Origin of the sequence: Bacillus sp. B15-48, from assembly GCF_016879755.1 — a bacterium.
In the GTDB taxonomy this organism is placed as follows: domain Bacteria; phylum Bacillota; class Bacilli; order Bacillales; family Cytobacillaceae; genus Mesobacillus_B.
Genome location: NZ_WOFU01000001.1, coordinates 424690 through 439822 on the forward strand (window position 1 = coordinate 424690; position 15133 = coordinate 439822).

The window sequence follows — 15133 nt, forward strand, 5'->3', positions numbered from 1 at the left end:
TTCCACCTCTTCCGATATATGGCTTCTACCTTCGTTTTGAGTTTTTTGAATTTTTAGATATATCCTCGAATATAACCTATACTGAAAATTTTGTCAATTCATCCCCGAAAATAGGCTAAATTGCGTAAAAAAAGAACAGCTGAACACTGTTCTTAAAAATAGATCGGTTCTTTATCTTAGCACACGTAGTACGTTAGCTTTTTATCATAAGCACTTTGAAAATAAATTATCCGAACTACAACCTCTCATAACAAATCGATGCGAGAGTGCCGGCAATTAAAATCGTAATCGATGAATAAACGACACTTTTCAGGCCCAGTGTTTGGTAGCCAAGGATGACGATGAACACATCAATGATAAAAATAATCAGACCGATATTCAGCGGAGTTGCCTTCGAAATGAAATAGGCGATTAAATCGGTGCCCCCGGTACTTGTCTTATATCGAAGCATCAAACCGACAGCGATTCCACAAATGGCTCCTCCTAAAATCGCACTAAGCCAAATCGGAAGGACAAATTGATAAGGGGCTAATAAATCAATAAAAATCGCAGTGACGATCATTCCATAGAAACTGCCATGAAATTGGGGGCGATCCACTACCCATGCATAAATAATGAGTGGAACACTTAATAATGCCGACCAAAGGCCCGTCTGAAAATCAAAATAATAATGGAGAATTAACGCAATGCCAATAATGCCCCCATCAAGCAAATGATGTGGAACTAAAAATCCATTTATCCCAATTCCAAGCAGAATACTTCCAGTAAACAATGCGGCAACTCTAGCGAAAATTTTAACCACCTCATTTTTTTACGAACAAAAGTCCCTTTTCATACTTATGAAACCTGTCCACCATTTATTCAATCGCTCACTCACACCTTAAAAAATCTTATTACACAAAAAATTGGAGCGAGGCGTGACAGCAAGTGCAAAAGGCGGTAAAATGAAAAAAATGAATAAAAGCAAGTAGGTGCCCCGTTCGGGGAGAATAGGGAATGAAGTGGAATTCTTCAGCGGTCCCGCCACTGTATAGGAGAGTTACATCGATAATGCCACTGGTGTTTAAACTGGGAAGGCCGATGAAACGATGACCCTGAGCCAGGAGACCTGCCTACTTGCTTGTTATCATATAGATGATGGAAAAGTCTGTAGTTTATTTGTAATTGAAATAAACTACAGACTTTTTTTATTTTTTATAAAGGAGAAGATGAAAAGTGGAATTATTAGAACAAACGATTCAGCGAATTGAAGATTTGGATGCAGAAATGATGGTAAATGCGCAGCTTCGAGTCAATCATCTGATTAAACCAGCGAAAAGTTTAGGAAAGCTCGAGGATTTAGCCGTACGCTTAGCCGGTATAACGAGGCAGCTTTACGCCCCTATCGATAAAAAAGCAGTCATCGTCATGGCTGCTGATCATGGGGTGTATGAAGAAGGAATTTCTAGCAACCCTCAAGAGGTAACCCTTAATCAAACCCTCGCTTTTCCACAAGGGTTAACTGGAGTTTGTGCGATTGCAAACGTATCTGGAGCGAAAGTAGTCACTGTTGATATCGGGATTAAAGGAGACATTCCCCGTGATGCTGGAGTGATGATAAAAAAAATAAAGTATGGCACAGATAACCTTGCAACTGGCCCGGCGATGACAAGAGATGAGGCAATTAAAGCACTCGAGGTTGGCATTGAAATGGCCAATGAAGAGGTCAAAAATGGAACGAATCTCCTTGGAACCGGCGAAATGGGCATCGGAAACACGACACCGAGCACTGCGATTTTAGCCGTCCTCGGTGAGTGCGACCCGCTTGAAATCACTGGTATAGGCGCTGGCGTTGGCGAAGGTGGAATCGTCCATAAAGCGGCAGTGATCCGCAAGGCAATTGAAGTAAATCAGCCAAACCGTGCTGATGGAATTGATGTTCTTGCAAAAGTTGGCGGGCTCGATATCGCCGGCATGGCGGGAGTAATGCTTGGAGCAGCTGCAAATCGGATTCCTGTCGTCATTGATGGCTATATTTCTTCCGTAGCTACATTAATTGCGGTTTCAATCGAACCGAAAGTGAGGGAATATCTCATCCCTTCCCATTTCTCAACTGAACCTGGTGCACGCAAAGCAAGTGAATTATTAGGAGTGGAACCGATGTTACATATGGATATGTGCTTAGGGGAAGGCTCCGGCGCTGCTTTAGCGTTCCCAATTATTGATGCAGCCTGTCAAATGATGAAACAAATGGCGACCTTTGCAGAAGTGGGCATGGAACTATAATTGACTCGTTCTGTCGATAATGCATTTTTTTGAATGAATAATACAACTGACCAAGAAGGCACAGGCCAGTGCCTTCTGATTTATTTTAACCAGCAACATTAATAAACTACTAAGATGGCATGGACGTTGCTCCTCCCGTTTATTTTCGACACAACTCGAGGTGTTGTTGCTTGTTTTTTCAGAATATGTCGAATAATTTATTTATTATTCTCCTAAATTTTATATTATTATTGTAAAAGAATTGGAAATTATCAAAATTGGAAAGGAGGTCACATTTTTTAGCAGGAAGAATTTTCACCTCATCGTTGTTGCAAAAATGAACATAAGGAGGAATACATATGTTTAAAGCATTGACAGAAGGCAGCGTGAAACTCGTTGGCCGATACTTACCTGACCCTTTTCTATTTTGTGTCATTCTTACGCTCGTCGTATTCGGTTTCGGTTTAACCATAGGAAATACGCCTTCGCAAATGGTTCAATTTTGGGGAGAAGGCTTCTGGAATCTATTATCATTCTCAATGCAAATGCTATTAGTCCTTGTAACTGGTCATACATTAGCGCAGACGCAGTTTTTCAAACGAATTTTGTCATCGGTTGCAGCGACTGTTCATTCTCCAGGAACAGCAATTATGCTCACCACCTTTGTTTCCGCTTTGGCATCATGGATTAACTGGGGATTTGGATTAGTCATTGGGGCTTTGCTTGCGAAGGAAATTGCAAGAAAAGTAGATAAGGTTGATTATCGCCTGCTGATTGCGAGCGCCTATTCCGGTTTTATCGTCTGGCATGGCGGATTATCTAGTTCAGTGTCTTTGACGGTTGCCACAAATGATCACTTTGCGATGGATATGATTGGGGTTATTCCGACAAGTGAAACCATTTTCTCAGCGATGAATTTAACGATCGTTATCTCACTAGTAATCGCCATTCCAATCTTAAACCGCTTCATGCACCCAGAACCTGGAAGGGAAATTGTTTATCGTCCAGCCAATGATGCGAAGGAAGAAGTCGCAGTTGCGACCGCAAACAGTACACCTGCTGATAAGCTAGAAAACAGCAAGCTCATTTCACTCGTAATTTCACTCATTGGATTCTGGTTCATCATTGCATATTTTAGTAGAAATGGATTTAGTCTAAATTTGGATATCGTTAACTTTATCTTTCTATTTTTTGCGATTTTCCTGCATCGTACACCTCGTCGGTTTCTTCAGGCAGCAGCTAATGCTGTAAAAGGAACAACGGGAATCGTCATACAGTTCCCGTTTTACGCAGGAATCATGGGTATGATGGTAGCTTCCGGTCTTGCTGCAGTCGTTTCTGAATGGTTCGTCAGCGTTTCTAATGAAACAACATTCCCACTTTTTGCGTTCTGGAGCGCTGGAATTGTCAATTTCTTTGTTCCATCAGGCGGCGGACAATGGGCCGTACAGGCGCCAATCATGCTGCCAGCCGGAGCTGAACTCGGTGTCGATGCAGCTAAAACGGCCATCGCCATCGCTTGGGGGGATGCATGGACGAATCTCATCCAACCATTCTGGGCCTTGCCTGCCTTAGCAATCGCAGGGCTTGGAGCAAGAGACATCATGGGCTATTGCTTAATTATCCTCTTCGTCTCAGGAGCCATTATTTCATTAGGATTTTTGTTATTTTAACAAAAAGAACAAAGGCAATTATTTTTTATTACCATAATAAAAAATAATTGCCTTTACACAAGCTTTTGCTTTTTAGATGCGTTTACCCATTAAAAAGCCTTTGGAATTCCCTCCAAAGGCTTCTAGTTATTTTTACTTGGTGAAACAAGGCTTATCGTAACGTAGTACAATGTCTAGTCAGTTAGATTTGGCATCCTCCGAGATCGTACAGAGATAAAACGCCATTCTAAAGGACGTCCATGCATTTCCTACATCTGCTCATTAAATATAGTAAACAGATGGTTTTGTCCCATATTCAGGCTTTAATGGCTTTGCATTTTTCTCAGCAATTACCTTCGATATGTCACTTGTTGGATCACTAATCAATCCGACTAAACGTGCATCAGTAGGGCAAGCCTCGACACAATAAGGGGCTTCTTCGCTCTCAAGCCGATCCACACAGAAATGGCACTTACTCATCTTCCCTTTAACCGAATCTATAACAGGAGCGTTATATGGACAATGCCAAGTACAATATTCACAACCAATACAATTAGCCTCATTAACCTGCACAATCCCATCCTCTCTCTTGTACATCGCATTTGTTGGACAGTTTTCCACACATGGTGGATTTTCACAGTGATTACACTGTTGAGGCTCAAACTGTAAAAGAGGCTTTGAAAACTCACCTGGTCCATAATAAAACACTTCACTGCCTACGATTTTCAACTTGCTCCAGTATACGCCTTTTGGTGTACCATTTGATAGTTTGCATGCAACAATACATGTTTGACAACCAATGCATTTTGTTCGATCAATAACCATCCCATATTGCTTCTTTTCAGCCATTGTTTGACACCACCTATCCTTTTTCCACCACGCTAAGCTATTCATTGAAATGAAATGATTGTTTTTGAGATGCTTAAAAACATCTATTCCTGTTGTGATGTGACCTTGGCACATTTCCCCTAGAAGAGATGTTTTTTCCTGTATACGCATTTACTTTTTACCTCATTCTAGCCTATGGGAAGGTGTTTTTTTACTAGAATACTAACCCTATTCATAAAATAAGAATAAAAAAATCCCTATATTACTATTTTACTAGTATGAATAAGTCAAATAATATGATAAAACTCACCGCCGTTCATCTTTCATGAGTTTGCCATATATTGTATTTGTTTTAGCTATTTATGAACGATGTGTGGATAAACTGTAAATTAAACGATCCTTTTGTACAGTACGATCATTTTTTTGGATAATTTTCAGGGAAAAGTTTATCATGAATGGAGTTGTAGATTCCATGCAATAATCAATTATTCACTATGCCCCTTAAACAAGGACAAAATAAGAAGCAGGGATTGGGGCGTAGCTGTTACGAGGTGAGAAAGATGAATACAAAATATGAACCACTTTTTAAGTCCATTACGTTCAGAAGTGGAATTAAGTTGGATAATCGGATTGTGATGGCACCGATGACCAATTTTTCTGGTAATGCGGATGGGACTGTTTCTGATGATGAAATTGCCTATTATCGCCGACGCTCAAATGGAGTTGGAATGGTGATTACAGCTTGTGCGTATGTGACAGCAAATGGGAAAGGGTTTCATGGGGAATTTGGCAGTGACCGAGATGACTTGATCCCAAGCTTGCGCCGACTAGCCTCTACTATAAAAGAACAAGGTGCAAAAGCAGTCCTACAAATTTTTCATGGCGGCAGAATGTGTCCTCCAGAGTTAGTGCCAAATGGAGAAATTGTCAGCGCCAGCGCTGTTCCTGCAGAACAAGGTCCAGTTCCTCGTCCGTTGACAGAACCAGAAATTCAATCGTTTATTCGCGATTTTGGCGAGTCTGTCCGGAGAGCGATTGAAGCTGGATTTGATGGAGTCGAAATCCATGGTGCGAACGGGTATTTAGTTCAGCAGTTCTTTTCACCCCATTCCAACCGACGGGATGACCAATGGGGTGGCAGCTTAGAAAAACGATTGGCTTTTCCACTCGCGGTTGTTGATGAAGTCAAAAAAGTCGTAGCTGAGCATGCGAAAGAACCCTTCCTCATTGGCTATCGATTTTCACCCGAGGAAGCTTATACACCAGGAATTACGATGGCAGATACCCTTGTCTTAATTGATGCTTTAGCAAAGAAACAGCTTGATTATCTCCATATTTCCTTAGGTGAATACTGGTCCAAACCGAGACGCGGCATGGAAGACTCTCGTTCCCGTATGGAAATCATTCAAGAGAGAGTTGGTGAAAGTGTTCCCGTGATTGGTGTCGGCTCAATCTACACCCCAGATGATGCACTAAATGCGATGCAAACGGGAGTAGAACTGATTGCGATTGGACGAGAGCTGATTATTGACCCTGATTGGGTGGAAAAAGTAAGACAAGGGAAAGAGTTTGAAATTGTTACAAAGCTGAAAAAAGACGCTCAAGCACAACTTGTCATCCCTGACCGTTTATGGCAAATCATTCTCAACACGCCAGGATGGTTCCCAATCGAAGATTAATGAACTTTCAAGTGAAAAATGACCCCCAAACGAAACATTGTGTTTCCGTTTGGAAGTCATTTTTTCTTTTTATAGGAGCTCTTTCAATTTTTATTTTGTGGAATATTCCGTAAATTAATTCAACTTTTCATGTTTATCGTGTATAATTATATTAGAAAAGGGTTTTATGCACTAGCACTTCAAAAGGGGTGGTAGGAAGATGAAATACAAATATTTATTGTTTTGTACAAGTTGTGGATGTCCAACGGAGATTACACCCTATATATTGCAGCATTATATCTCCAAACAAGGTGTTGAGGTAATCTATTGCCAACAATGCCAAAGCAAAAATTACATCCCTGCTTATTTAAAGAAGATAGCTAAAGATATAAAATAATAACGGAGAGTCACCCGAAGCAAATGAAAAACTCGGGAGCTCTCCTTTTCTTTTTTTCTTTTATTTCGTGTCAAGCAAGGTGATTTTTGGGCGTCGCACTACACTAACCCGTTTGATTACAAAATCGACGAAGAAGTACTTACGATTCCAAAACTCGAATAAATTCGCGTAAATAGTCAGGTAAATCTGGCGGGCGACGACTTGATACTAAATGTCCATCTGTTACAACCGGCTCATCAAACCAAATCGCGCCAGCATTCTCCATATCATCTTTAATGCCAGGTGTACTTGTCACCTTTTTTCCCTCAAGGATTTTGGCGGAAATGAGCACCCAGCCAGCATGACAAATTTGCCCAATTGGCTTTTTATCCTCATCCATTTTTTGTACTAAAGATAGAACTTCTGGGAAACGGCGAATTTTATCCGGGGCCCAGCCACCTGGGACGAGGATAGCATCATAATCCTCTGCCTTCACTTCTCGATATGCTAAGTCAGATTCAGCTGGAACGCCATATTTTCCAATATACTTTTCCTTCGCTTCTTCACCAGCAAGGTCAACAATCGCCCCTTCCTCACGAAGCCGTAAAATTGGATACCAAAGCTCTAAGTCTTCAAAATCATGATGAACAAGACTAATAATTCTTTTTCCTTTTAATCGCAATCAAACCGATCCTTTCTCATTTAAGATTTACATTGATAGGCATCGATTTGATTATAACCTAGTGATAGTGAAAACTAAACCTACGGGTGGAATGAAGCAATGAGGTTGGGCAATTTTTAATGCCTTTTAGAGTTTTTTTCCCTTGATTCCACCTATATCTTGAAAAACCCAACTTGCTTCTTTGAATCTATTCAACGAAATTCCCAGCTTGATTTAGGGTTTAGCTACACAAAGCCAACTTTTACCTTAGCAAAAGCTGATTCGTAAAAATATATTTCTATCATTATAGAATCGTAAATGTTTACTCACCTTTAATGGTTCGGAATAAGGAAACCCGGTACCATTTTCCCTTTTTATCTTATCCATGGCTTGATATAATATCGTGCTTTAATGCATATCTTACAAGGTCAGACTTCTTTTTTGTTCCGAGCTTATCCATAACTCTTGTTTTATACGTATCCACTGTTTTAATACTTATATAAAGCTCCGTAGAAACCTCTTTTTGTGTATAACCTAAAGCAATATATTTCAACACTTCCTTTTCCCTCTCACTGAGAGAAATTTCTTCTCTCTTTACTACAATCGAAGCTTCCGGCGTATTTTGTTTGTACAATCGAGGTACTAAAGTGGGGTATATATAGTGCTCCCCTTTTATTACCATTTGAATCGCAAAAATAAGCTCCATATCCACCGCCCGTTTTAATACGTATCCAGATGCCCCTGCGTGTAATCCTTCTTTTAAATAAGCCTCATCCGAATACATGGTCAAAATTAAGATTTTAATATCCGGTATCACCTTTTTAATTTCTTTCGTTGCTTCAATCCCGTCTTTTCTGGGCATATTTATATCCATAATAATGATGTCAGGCGTTGTAGCAACGGCTAATTCAATGGCACTCACACCGTTATCTGCTTCTGCAACTACTTTAAAACCTTCCTCTGCAAGAATAATCGATTTCAAGCCGGAGCGAAAAACAGGATGATCATCAACTAACATGATTTTTACGGTCATGGAATTCCCCTCCCACTTCATTTAATGGTATTTTCACCATAATAGATGTACCTTCATGGGGCGCAGCTTCTATATTAAAGGTGCCCCCTAATAAGCTAATTCTCTCCTGCATTCCCCTTAAACCTAAGTTATATTTAGATGGTTCTTTATTTAACACTTCGTCTACAAGAAATCCCACACCATCATCTTCCACCATGACAGATATCAAATGTTGATTCTTTACGATAATAACGCTAACGGAGGAAGCATTGGCGTACTTTAATATATTCGTCAAAGACTCTTGCACTATCCGGAAAATAGCCGTTTCAATTTCTGGGCGTAGGCGGATCGTATCAATGCCATTAATAATTAAATCAAGTTCTACAGGGTATTTGTTCCTAAACTCTTCCAGGTACCGCTCAATAGCTACTTTTAAACCAAATTTATCTAGAATACTTGGGCGTAATTGCCAAGCTAAATCATGAACTTCTTCTATCGTAGCTTGTGTTAATTTCCTAAGCTTTCTAATTTGCTCCTCCCTTGCCTCATCTGTGGAAGCTTCTTGCAACACCTTTAAACCTAATAGCATAGAAGATAAGGAATGACTTGTTTCATCATGCAGCTCCCGAGCGATACGCTTTCTTTCTTCCTCCTGAACAGACATAATCTTTTCTAATAACTTCTGACGTATTTTTTCTTTATTTTTTACTTCTTCCCAGAGTTGAATATTTTCAAAAGTTACAGAAAGTTGATTACTAATGGATTTCAATATTTTTACCGTGTATGGATCCAATGTTTTCGAATTACAAATTTGGACTTTACCGCAATAATCTTCCTTTATAAATAAGGGAAAACTATTATTAATTTTCATTTCGTTTGATTCACAAACACAGCGTTGCTCATCTCCATCAAAGTTCCTTTCGATTAAACATTTTTCTTTAAACTCAGAAATGATTTCCACTTTGTTTGACAATCTTATATGAATAAAAGCACTATTTAACGAAAGTTCCTGAACGATATGTTTTATTAGTTTCCGAAGTTCTATTTTCAATTCTTCCATAGAAGTAATATTTGCGGGAATACTATTCAATAAAGTTAACTCACGATTTTGTGTAACAATTTCATTAAAATATTTTTCCTTTGTATTTCTTTCTTTTTCTAAATCATCCAACATCGTATTAAAGGAACGAGTTAGTTTCCCTATTTCATCATTTGGAAAATTATTAATTCGTGAGGTGAAGTCACCCTTTGATACACGCTTTGTTGAATTTACTAATTTCGTAATAGGTAAAGTAATTACACTTGTTAATCCATGGACTATTAAAAAAGACAAAACCAGTCCAATAAACATGGTACTAAACATTTGTGTGGTCACATCGTTTATTGCCTGTTTTAATGAATCCTCCCTAAGTCCCACACGTGCTGTTCCAAAGAATTCCCTGCCAATTGGTACAGCAACATCACGAATCGTTCCTTTTTCAGAATCAAACATCACTAAATTAACAGCCTCTTCTTTTGCTTGGTTAATTCCCTTTAACTCTTTACTAATTTTCTCTTGACCATACGTATGAACAATCGGTCTACCCCGCTCATTTAAAATAAAAACATATTCAATGTCATTATTATTACTTTTTGTATCGTTCACAAGCTTTTGTAGCGCATAAATATTATTCGTTAACAATAGATCACTGCTTTTAGCTGCCACATCACTTCCAATTGAACTAACCCGATCGTCTAACTGTTTAGATAGGGTTTCTGTAATGGAATGACGGATACTGAATAGGCTATTTATCGTTACTAAAATGATGACAGCGAACACCATGCCATAAATTTTGCTGTGTATGGAAACGCTCGAAAAAAAATCTAGTAGTTTTCTTCTCTTTTTCACGACGAATCCTCCATTAAATGTAAGGCGTCTCTAATTGGTTGATAGTTTTCTCGATTAATAGGTACGTATGCTTCAATTAATAACTCCCTTAAAATATTCTGCCCAACTGGATCGTCCTTTAATTGTAAAAAGATCTTTTGAATCTCTGTTTTTAGATGGGGGTCAATTTTATGGGAAACAACTACTGGAGGTGATCCTGCCCAAGGGCCCTTTTCTATAATTCTAAGTTGCATTGCATCTTCATTTTCTATTTCTATAAGCATATCAAAAGTTATACCATCTACAGTTGCTGCATCAACAGCACCTCTAGCAACAGCCTTTACTGAGTAATCGTGACTATATGTGTAAAAAGTTTCTTCAAAAAAACCTTCCTTAGTGTAATTTCGTTTATCTAACATTTCAAGTAATGCTAATCTTCCTGTATAAGAATATGAATCTACAAATGCAAATGTTTTTCCTTTTAAATCTTCTAATGTTTCATATTCACTGTTTTTATGAGTGATAACATACGATTGATAAACATCTTTACCACCAATAATGGTGGTGGCAATATCCTCCATGTACCCTTCACTTGTACCGATAACATAAGAAAGGGAGCAAATAAAAGCTAAATCTACTTTCCCATCTTTAAGAAGTTCATTAACTTCCTCATAAGTTTGTTTTTGTATCCTTGTGATTGGCTTACCTAGATTATCTTCTAAATAATTTAGAAGTAAGTCATATTTATATTTAGTTTCCTCTGGAGATACCACTGAAGCGAATGCTACACGGATGGAATCAATGACATCTGTTGATTCTGTAGTTTGTTTCGTTTCAACATCCATACTATCCATCGTTTCAAGTAAAGAGATATACGGTTGTTCTGGTTTTGTATCACAAGCTATTAATAAAAAGATTGATATCAATATAAAAACAAACTTTTTTATAATAATCACTCCTCGTACCACAGAATATAAAGTAAAAATATCATTTAGCTCTTGGATTGATATTAAAAGAGCTTAAGGTACTATGTTCAATTATACACAATGTATGAGGATATTTAGGGAAACCTATTAAAATGTCAACAAAGTGTTGAATAATTACAAAAAAACTTTTTTCAAATACAAAAAAGCTGTTAATGTGGATTAACAGCTTCATTAATTCTATAATTTATTTTAATTCATCTCTAGCTAATTTTTGCTGGCTTTGCTTCTATTACTTTAGGGTCTTCATGGGTGTGAGCATCAAGATTAAACATCTTAACACCAAACATATAAATTAGAATGGATCCAGCTATACCACCGAGTATCAGTGACCACTCAGCAAAAGTACCTGTATAGGTTGCCACTTCTCCATATGGTTGAACGAGTTGCCCACCAATAACTGTAATATACTTGTCGACGAACATACCAATGAGCACTAGAGATGCTGCGATGACAAGTTTCATTGGTGTTCTATTTCTCATCAGTATAAATAGGGGAATAATTAACCCGAGGGTAATAACGACACCCCAGAATACCGTTGAATATAAACCATTTAGTACAATGCCAAAACTATCGGCCCCTACGTAAAATAATGTGATCAAACGCCATAAATGAAACCCTAATGCAACCGCTAAAAGAATGGCCATCGCCTTTCCAGTATAGCTTAATATTTCTTTTAGTCTGTAACTCATTGATTCTTTCGTAATTTTATAGGTTAATATAGTAGCAATTAATATGGTGGCCATCCCCGTTATTAATGCAGAAAGGACAAAGAATAATGGTAAGGCACCACCAAACCAAAGTGGTCTTGTAAATACCGTGGCAAAGATCCCACCTAATATACTCGTTGCTGCTACTGCCCCACAAAGAGTAACATAGGAAGAAATTTTTACAGCTTTTTCATTTCCCGTCTGTACGGAATAAAACTCAAACAACAATACAACTAAATAAATTCCATAAGTGGCTCCCATCCACCACATAGGAGCTTGTAAATTTGGCGAAGTAATAAAATAAAATACTCGATCCAGTCTGCCTAGATCCATGGTCAATATTAATAAAGCTGGAATGATAACTGAAATTGCTAAATATAGAGAGCGTTTACTGATTATTTCAAACCTCTCGAACCCTAATGCATGCCCAAATGTTGAGACTAAACACATCCCACTGGCAGCTAAAGCTAAAAAGACATAAGCGACAATCAATAAATTCCAAGGCACTTGATCTGTTGAACCAAAAACGACTTGACCCTGAACCAACGTATTTACCATACTGAAGATCCCAATGCCCATAGTAGCAACTGCCACTAAAATAATGGCTAATATTTTTTTCGGTAAATTGACGACCATGTGATTCCCTCCTTAAATGTGATACATGTATCGTTTTCATAGATTATGGAGCAGCAATTTTTTTCTCATTTCCCTTAATTGGCACTCTTCACAAAAATGCTCCGTTTCTAACTTTTGTTCTCCACACTTTGGACACTCATTCAAGCTTTGTTCCTGAAGAATAATCTCCGTTGTAAGGTCTTCAAAATTTATTTGTTTTTTTGTTATTTTAGAGCAGAAATTAGTACATAAATCACAATCAATGCACCGTTCGGTCTGAAAAACTAAAGATTTACTTTCTTTCGTTTCTGCTAATTTCAGAGCGCCAGTCGGGCATATGGTAGAACATTTCTGACATAAATGACAATCACTTTCTACTTTAACATTCGCTACACTAAGCTTTTCTCTTAAATTGCACGGAACGGCACCTTGTAACTTTCTTTTCTTTAAAAAAGCGGAAAAATATTCTCGCCTTTCTGGGAGTTGCAGTTTGTTTTTCAAGGTAATTGAAGGATTAAAAGAATCAAAAAGGAACAGAGCTATTTGATTTTTCTTTTCATTTGTGTAAGAAAACAGTTCTCTTCTCGATAATTTCCTTTTTGCAGATACCTTTTGTTCCTTTTTACTAATCATTTCAACCTTCGTCTTTAAACAACTGAGGTTATTCCAGTCATTCACCCACTCTAAGTTGCCATCAAAATTTTTATTTTGCTTACAAGATTGACATTTATGTTCATCATAAAATATTTGAGTGTTCTTTTCATAAAGGTCTGCAATCATTAACATCTCAGGCAGGAGAGATGACATACAAGGTAGGATTACTTCTGATACATTATTGCTCTCCTTTTGTTCCTCACAAGTAAAACAAACTGCTTCACAGCTCTTAATTTGCTTTTCGTATTTATGAAGTTGTTCGAACTCATAGTTTAAAGCTTCTGTCGGACACTGATGAATACAAAGTTTACAATCGGAACACTTATCACTCTCAAATATCAATTTTTCATCAGAAACCTTTAAAGCATGTTGGGGGCAAATATCAACACAATTTGAGCAGTGAGAATATTTACTGCGATTTTTCAAACAGCGGGACTCATCTAAGCGAACAAAACTTTTATCTATAATTCTTTTCATTAAAAAATTTTGCCACATGTCCCTACCCCCTCCTTCTTTAATTAATTGTTGGCTTAGCTTTTAATTCTTCTCTCTCTGCCATAACAACATTTGCGGTTAACTCACCAAGAGTACGATAAAAGTCGAGATTTGCTCTTCCTAATAATTGTTCTTTAAAAGGCATAACCCACTTACTTAAATGTGTGTGAATGAACTTAGTCAAAATATGAAGATGTGATACCTCATTTGTCTCCACATATTGATAGTAGAGATAATATACAAATTCCAATTCTACTTTAATATGATCAGGAACATCCTTAAAACCTTCCGAGATGGCAATGCCTGCTTCGTGATAGATTTTTTCCGCATATGTGGTGGACTCACCTTGCAGCTGTCGACCACTTTCTAAATAAATAGAACTATAAGGTGGAGCCAATACATCGAAAGGCCCTATAAACAATTTAGCGTGTTCCACTGTTAAATTAGTTAATTCCTTGTCTAAGGTGTACAAGTTATTAAACTCTTCCTCTAACTTTTCCGATAATGTGACAAGGTCAGGATAAAGAGCTACTAAACTACTTTTTAATGGTTCAAAAAAAGATAGCAAACGATCACTTGGTTTGTTATATAGTTCTGATAAACATTTGTATAGGTTTGCTTTATGCTGAAATACTCCTAAATTTTCTCCCATACCGTTGCCACTCCTCTTTAGTTAGCTTAAAAATTACGATTAGAAACTTCGTAAATAGAATACTTTTGGTTTTGTCCCAAGGTCTTCTCGCAAGGCTTTATGGTCATGTCTTAGTAACTCATGAATGCGGTCATTAGGATCATTTAAATCCCCTACATATCTTGCTTCCGCTGGACAACGACTTACACAGTATGGTTGCTCACCACGTGCTAAACGATGATCACACATCTGACATTTTTCTACAATTCCCCGGTAGCGAACTGCTTCATAGTTATACGCTCTTTCAGGGTTATAATAAGGCACTGGAGCACCTGTTGCTTTCTTAATCTCAGCAGGCGTTGCAGACATCTCACTCCAGGCTTCTTCCTCGTTCCAATATTGGTGAGGGTCTTTTTTATTGAAACAAATAACACCGTAAGGACAAGAGGCCATACAACTTTTACATCCAATACACTTATCTGCATCATGTAAAGTTAACCCGTTTTCATCTTTATACATTGCCTTTACTGGACATGCTTTTACACATGGTGCATTATCACAGTGATTACATAACGTTGGAATATACTCATATTTTGTATTAGGGAAAGTCCCCGATTCATTGATAATATGGTGAGACCAGTTCATTCCTGTATCTGTATTATTTTCACTTTTACATGAGATGGAACAGGCTGCACAACCAATACAAGCCTGCAAATCAATCGTCATTGCATAATTTTTAGCCATTAT

Annotated in this window: 13 protein-coding genes and 1 riboswitch; of the genes, 3 read left to right on the plus strand and 10 right to left on the minus strand. The window is 37.9% G+C overall.

From position 1 onward, the window contains the following. Window positions 1–235: 235 nt before the first annotated feature. Complete coding sequence (locus tag GNT69_RS02010) at window positions 236–772, minus strand: YitT family protein (RefSeq protein ID WP_239093990.1); 537 nt, start codon at window positions 770–772, stop codon at window positions 236–238. A 180-nt stretch (window positions 773–952) separates the two neighbouring features. Next, window positions 953–1130, plus strand: a riboswitch (cobalamin riboswitch). Between the two features lie 85 nt (window positions 1131–1215). Between GNT69_RS02010 and cobT the strand changes: the two genes are divergently transcribed. Further along, window positions 1216–2265 carry a nicotinate-nucleotide--dimethylbenzimidazole phosphoribosyltransferase gene (gene cobT, locus GNT69_RS02015; RefSeq protein ID WP_203553269.1) on the plus strand — a complete coding sequence of 350 codons (1050 nt, stop codon included), beginning with the start codon at window positions 1216–1218 and terminating at the stop codon, window positions 2263–2265. 338 nt (window positions 2266–2603) lie between these two features. Beyond that, a complete protein-coding gene (locus GNT69_RS02020) occupies window positions 2604–3917 on the plus strand; it encodes a short-chain fatty acid transporter (RefSeq protein WP_203553270.1) in 1314 nt (437 codons plus the stop codon). A gap of 261 nt (window positions 3918–4178) precedes the next feature. On the opposite strand, the gene GNT69_RS02025 is transcribed toward GNT69_RS02020, so the two are convergent. Further along, complete coding sequence (locus GNT69_RS02025) at window positions 4179–4745, minus strand: 4Fe-4S dicluster domain-containing protein (RefSeq protein ID WP_203553271.1); 567 nt, start codon at window positions 4743–4745, stop codon at window positions 4179–4181. A 539-nt stretch (window positions 4746–5284) separates the two neighbouring features. Here GNT69_RS02025 and GNT69_RS02030 point away from each other — a divergent pair. Then, window positions 5285–6403, plus strand: a complete 1119-nt coding sequence (locus tag GNT69_RS02030; protein WP_203553272.1) for an NADH-dependent flavin oxidoreductase — start codon at window positions 5285–5287, stop codon at window positions 6401–6403. Window positions 6404–6918: 515 nt separating this feature from the next. Here the strand turns inward: GNT69_RS02030 and GNT69_RS02035 are convergent. The 8 genes from GNT69_RS02035 to GNT69_RS02070 all read right to left on the minus strand — a co-directional run bounded on the left by GNT69_RS02035 (window position 6919) and on the right by GNT69_RS02070 (window position 15130). Beyond that, a complete protein-coding gene (locus GNT69_RS02035) occupies window positions 6919–7440 on the minus strand; it encodes a type 1 glutamine amidotransferase domain-containing protein (protein WP_203553273.1) in 522 nt (173 codons plus the stop codon). A 358-nt stretch (window positions 7441–7798) separates the two neighbouring features. Then, window positions 7799–8452 carry a response regulator transcription factor gene (locus GNT69_RS02040; RefSeq protein ID WP_203553274.1) on the minus strand — a complete coding sequence of 218 codons (654 nt, stop codon included), beginning with the start codon at window positions 8450–8452 and terminating at the stop codon, window positions 7799–7801. Further along, window positions 8427–10319 carry a histidine kinase gene (locus GNT69_RS02045; protein WP_203553275.1) on the minus strand — a complete coding sequence of 631 codons (1893 nt, stop codon included), beginning with the start codon at window positions 10317–10319 and terminating at the stop codon, window positions 8427–8429. The genes GNT69_RS02040 and GNT69_RS02045 overlap by 26 nt, the downstream gene beginning before the upstream one ends. Further along, window positions 10316–11254 (minus strand): phosphate/phosphite/phosphonate ABC transporter substrate-binding protein, encoded by a 939-nt coding sequence (locus tag GNT69_RS02050; RefSeq protein WP_203553276.1) that lies wholly within the window; start codon window positions 11252–11254, stop codon window positions 10316–10318. The genes GNT69_RS02045 and GNT69_RS02050 overlap by 4 nt, the downstream gene beginning before the upstream one ends. Window positions 11255–11484: 230 nt before the next feature. Continuing rightward, on the minus strand, window positions 11485–12627 hold the full coding sequence (nrfD, locus tag GNT69_RS02055) for an NrfD/PsrC family molybdoenzyme membrane anchor subunit (protein ID WP_203553277.1): 1143 nt from the start codon (window positions 12625–12627) through the stop codon (window positions 11485–11487). A gap of 36 nt (window positions 12628–12663) precedes the next feature. Then, a complete protein-coding gene (locus GNT69_RS02060; protein WP_203553278.1) occupies window positions 12664–13755 on the minus strand; it encodes a 4Fe-4S binding protein in 1092 nt (363 codons plus the stop codon). A gap of 19 nt (window positions 13756–13774) precedes the next feature. After that, window positions 13775–14407, minus strand: a complete 633-nt coding sequence (locus tag GNT69_RS02065; protein WP_203553279.1) for a TorD/DmsD family molecular chaperone — start codon at window positions 14405–14407, stop codon at window positions 13775–13777. 39 nt (window positions 14408–14446) lie between these two features. After that, window positions 14447–15130, minus strand: a complete 684-nt coding sequence (locus GNT69_RS02070; RefSeq protein WP_203553280.1) for a 4Fe-4S dicluster domain-containing protein — start codon at window positions 15128–15130, stop codon at window positions 14447–14449. Window positions 15131–15133: the final 3 nt, after the last annotated feature.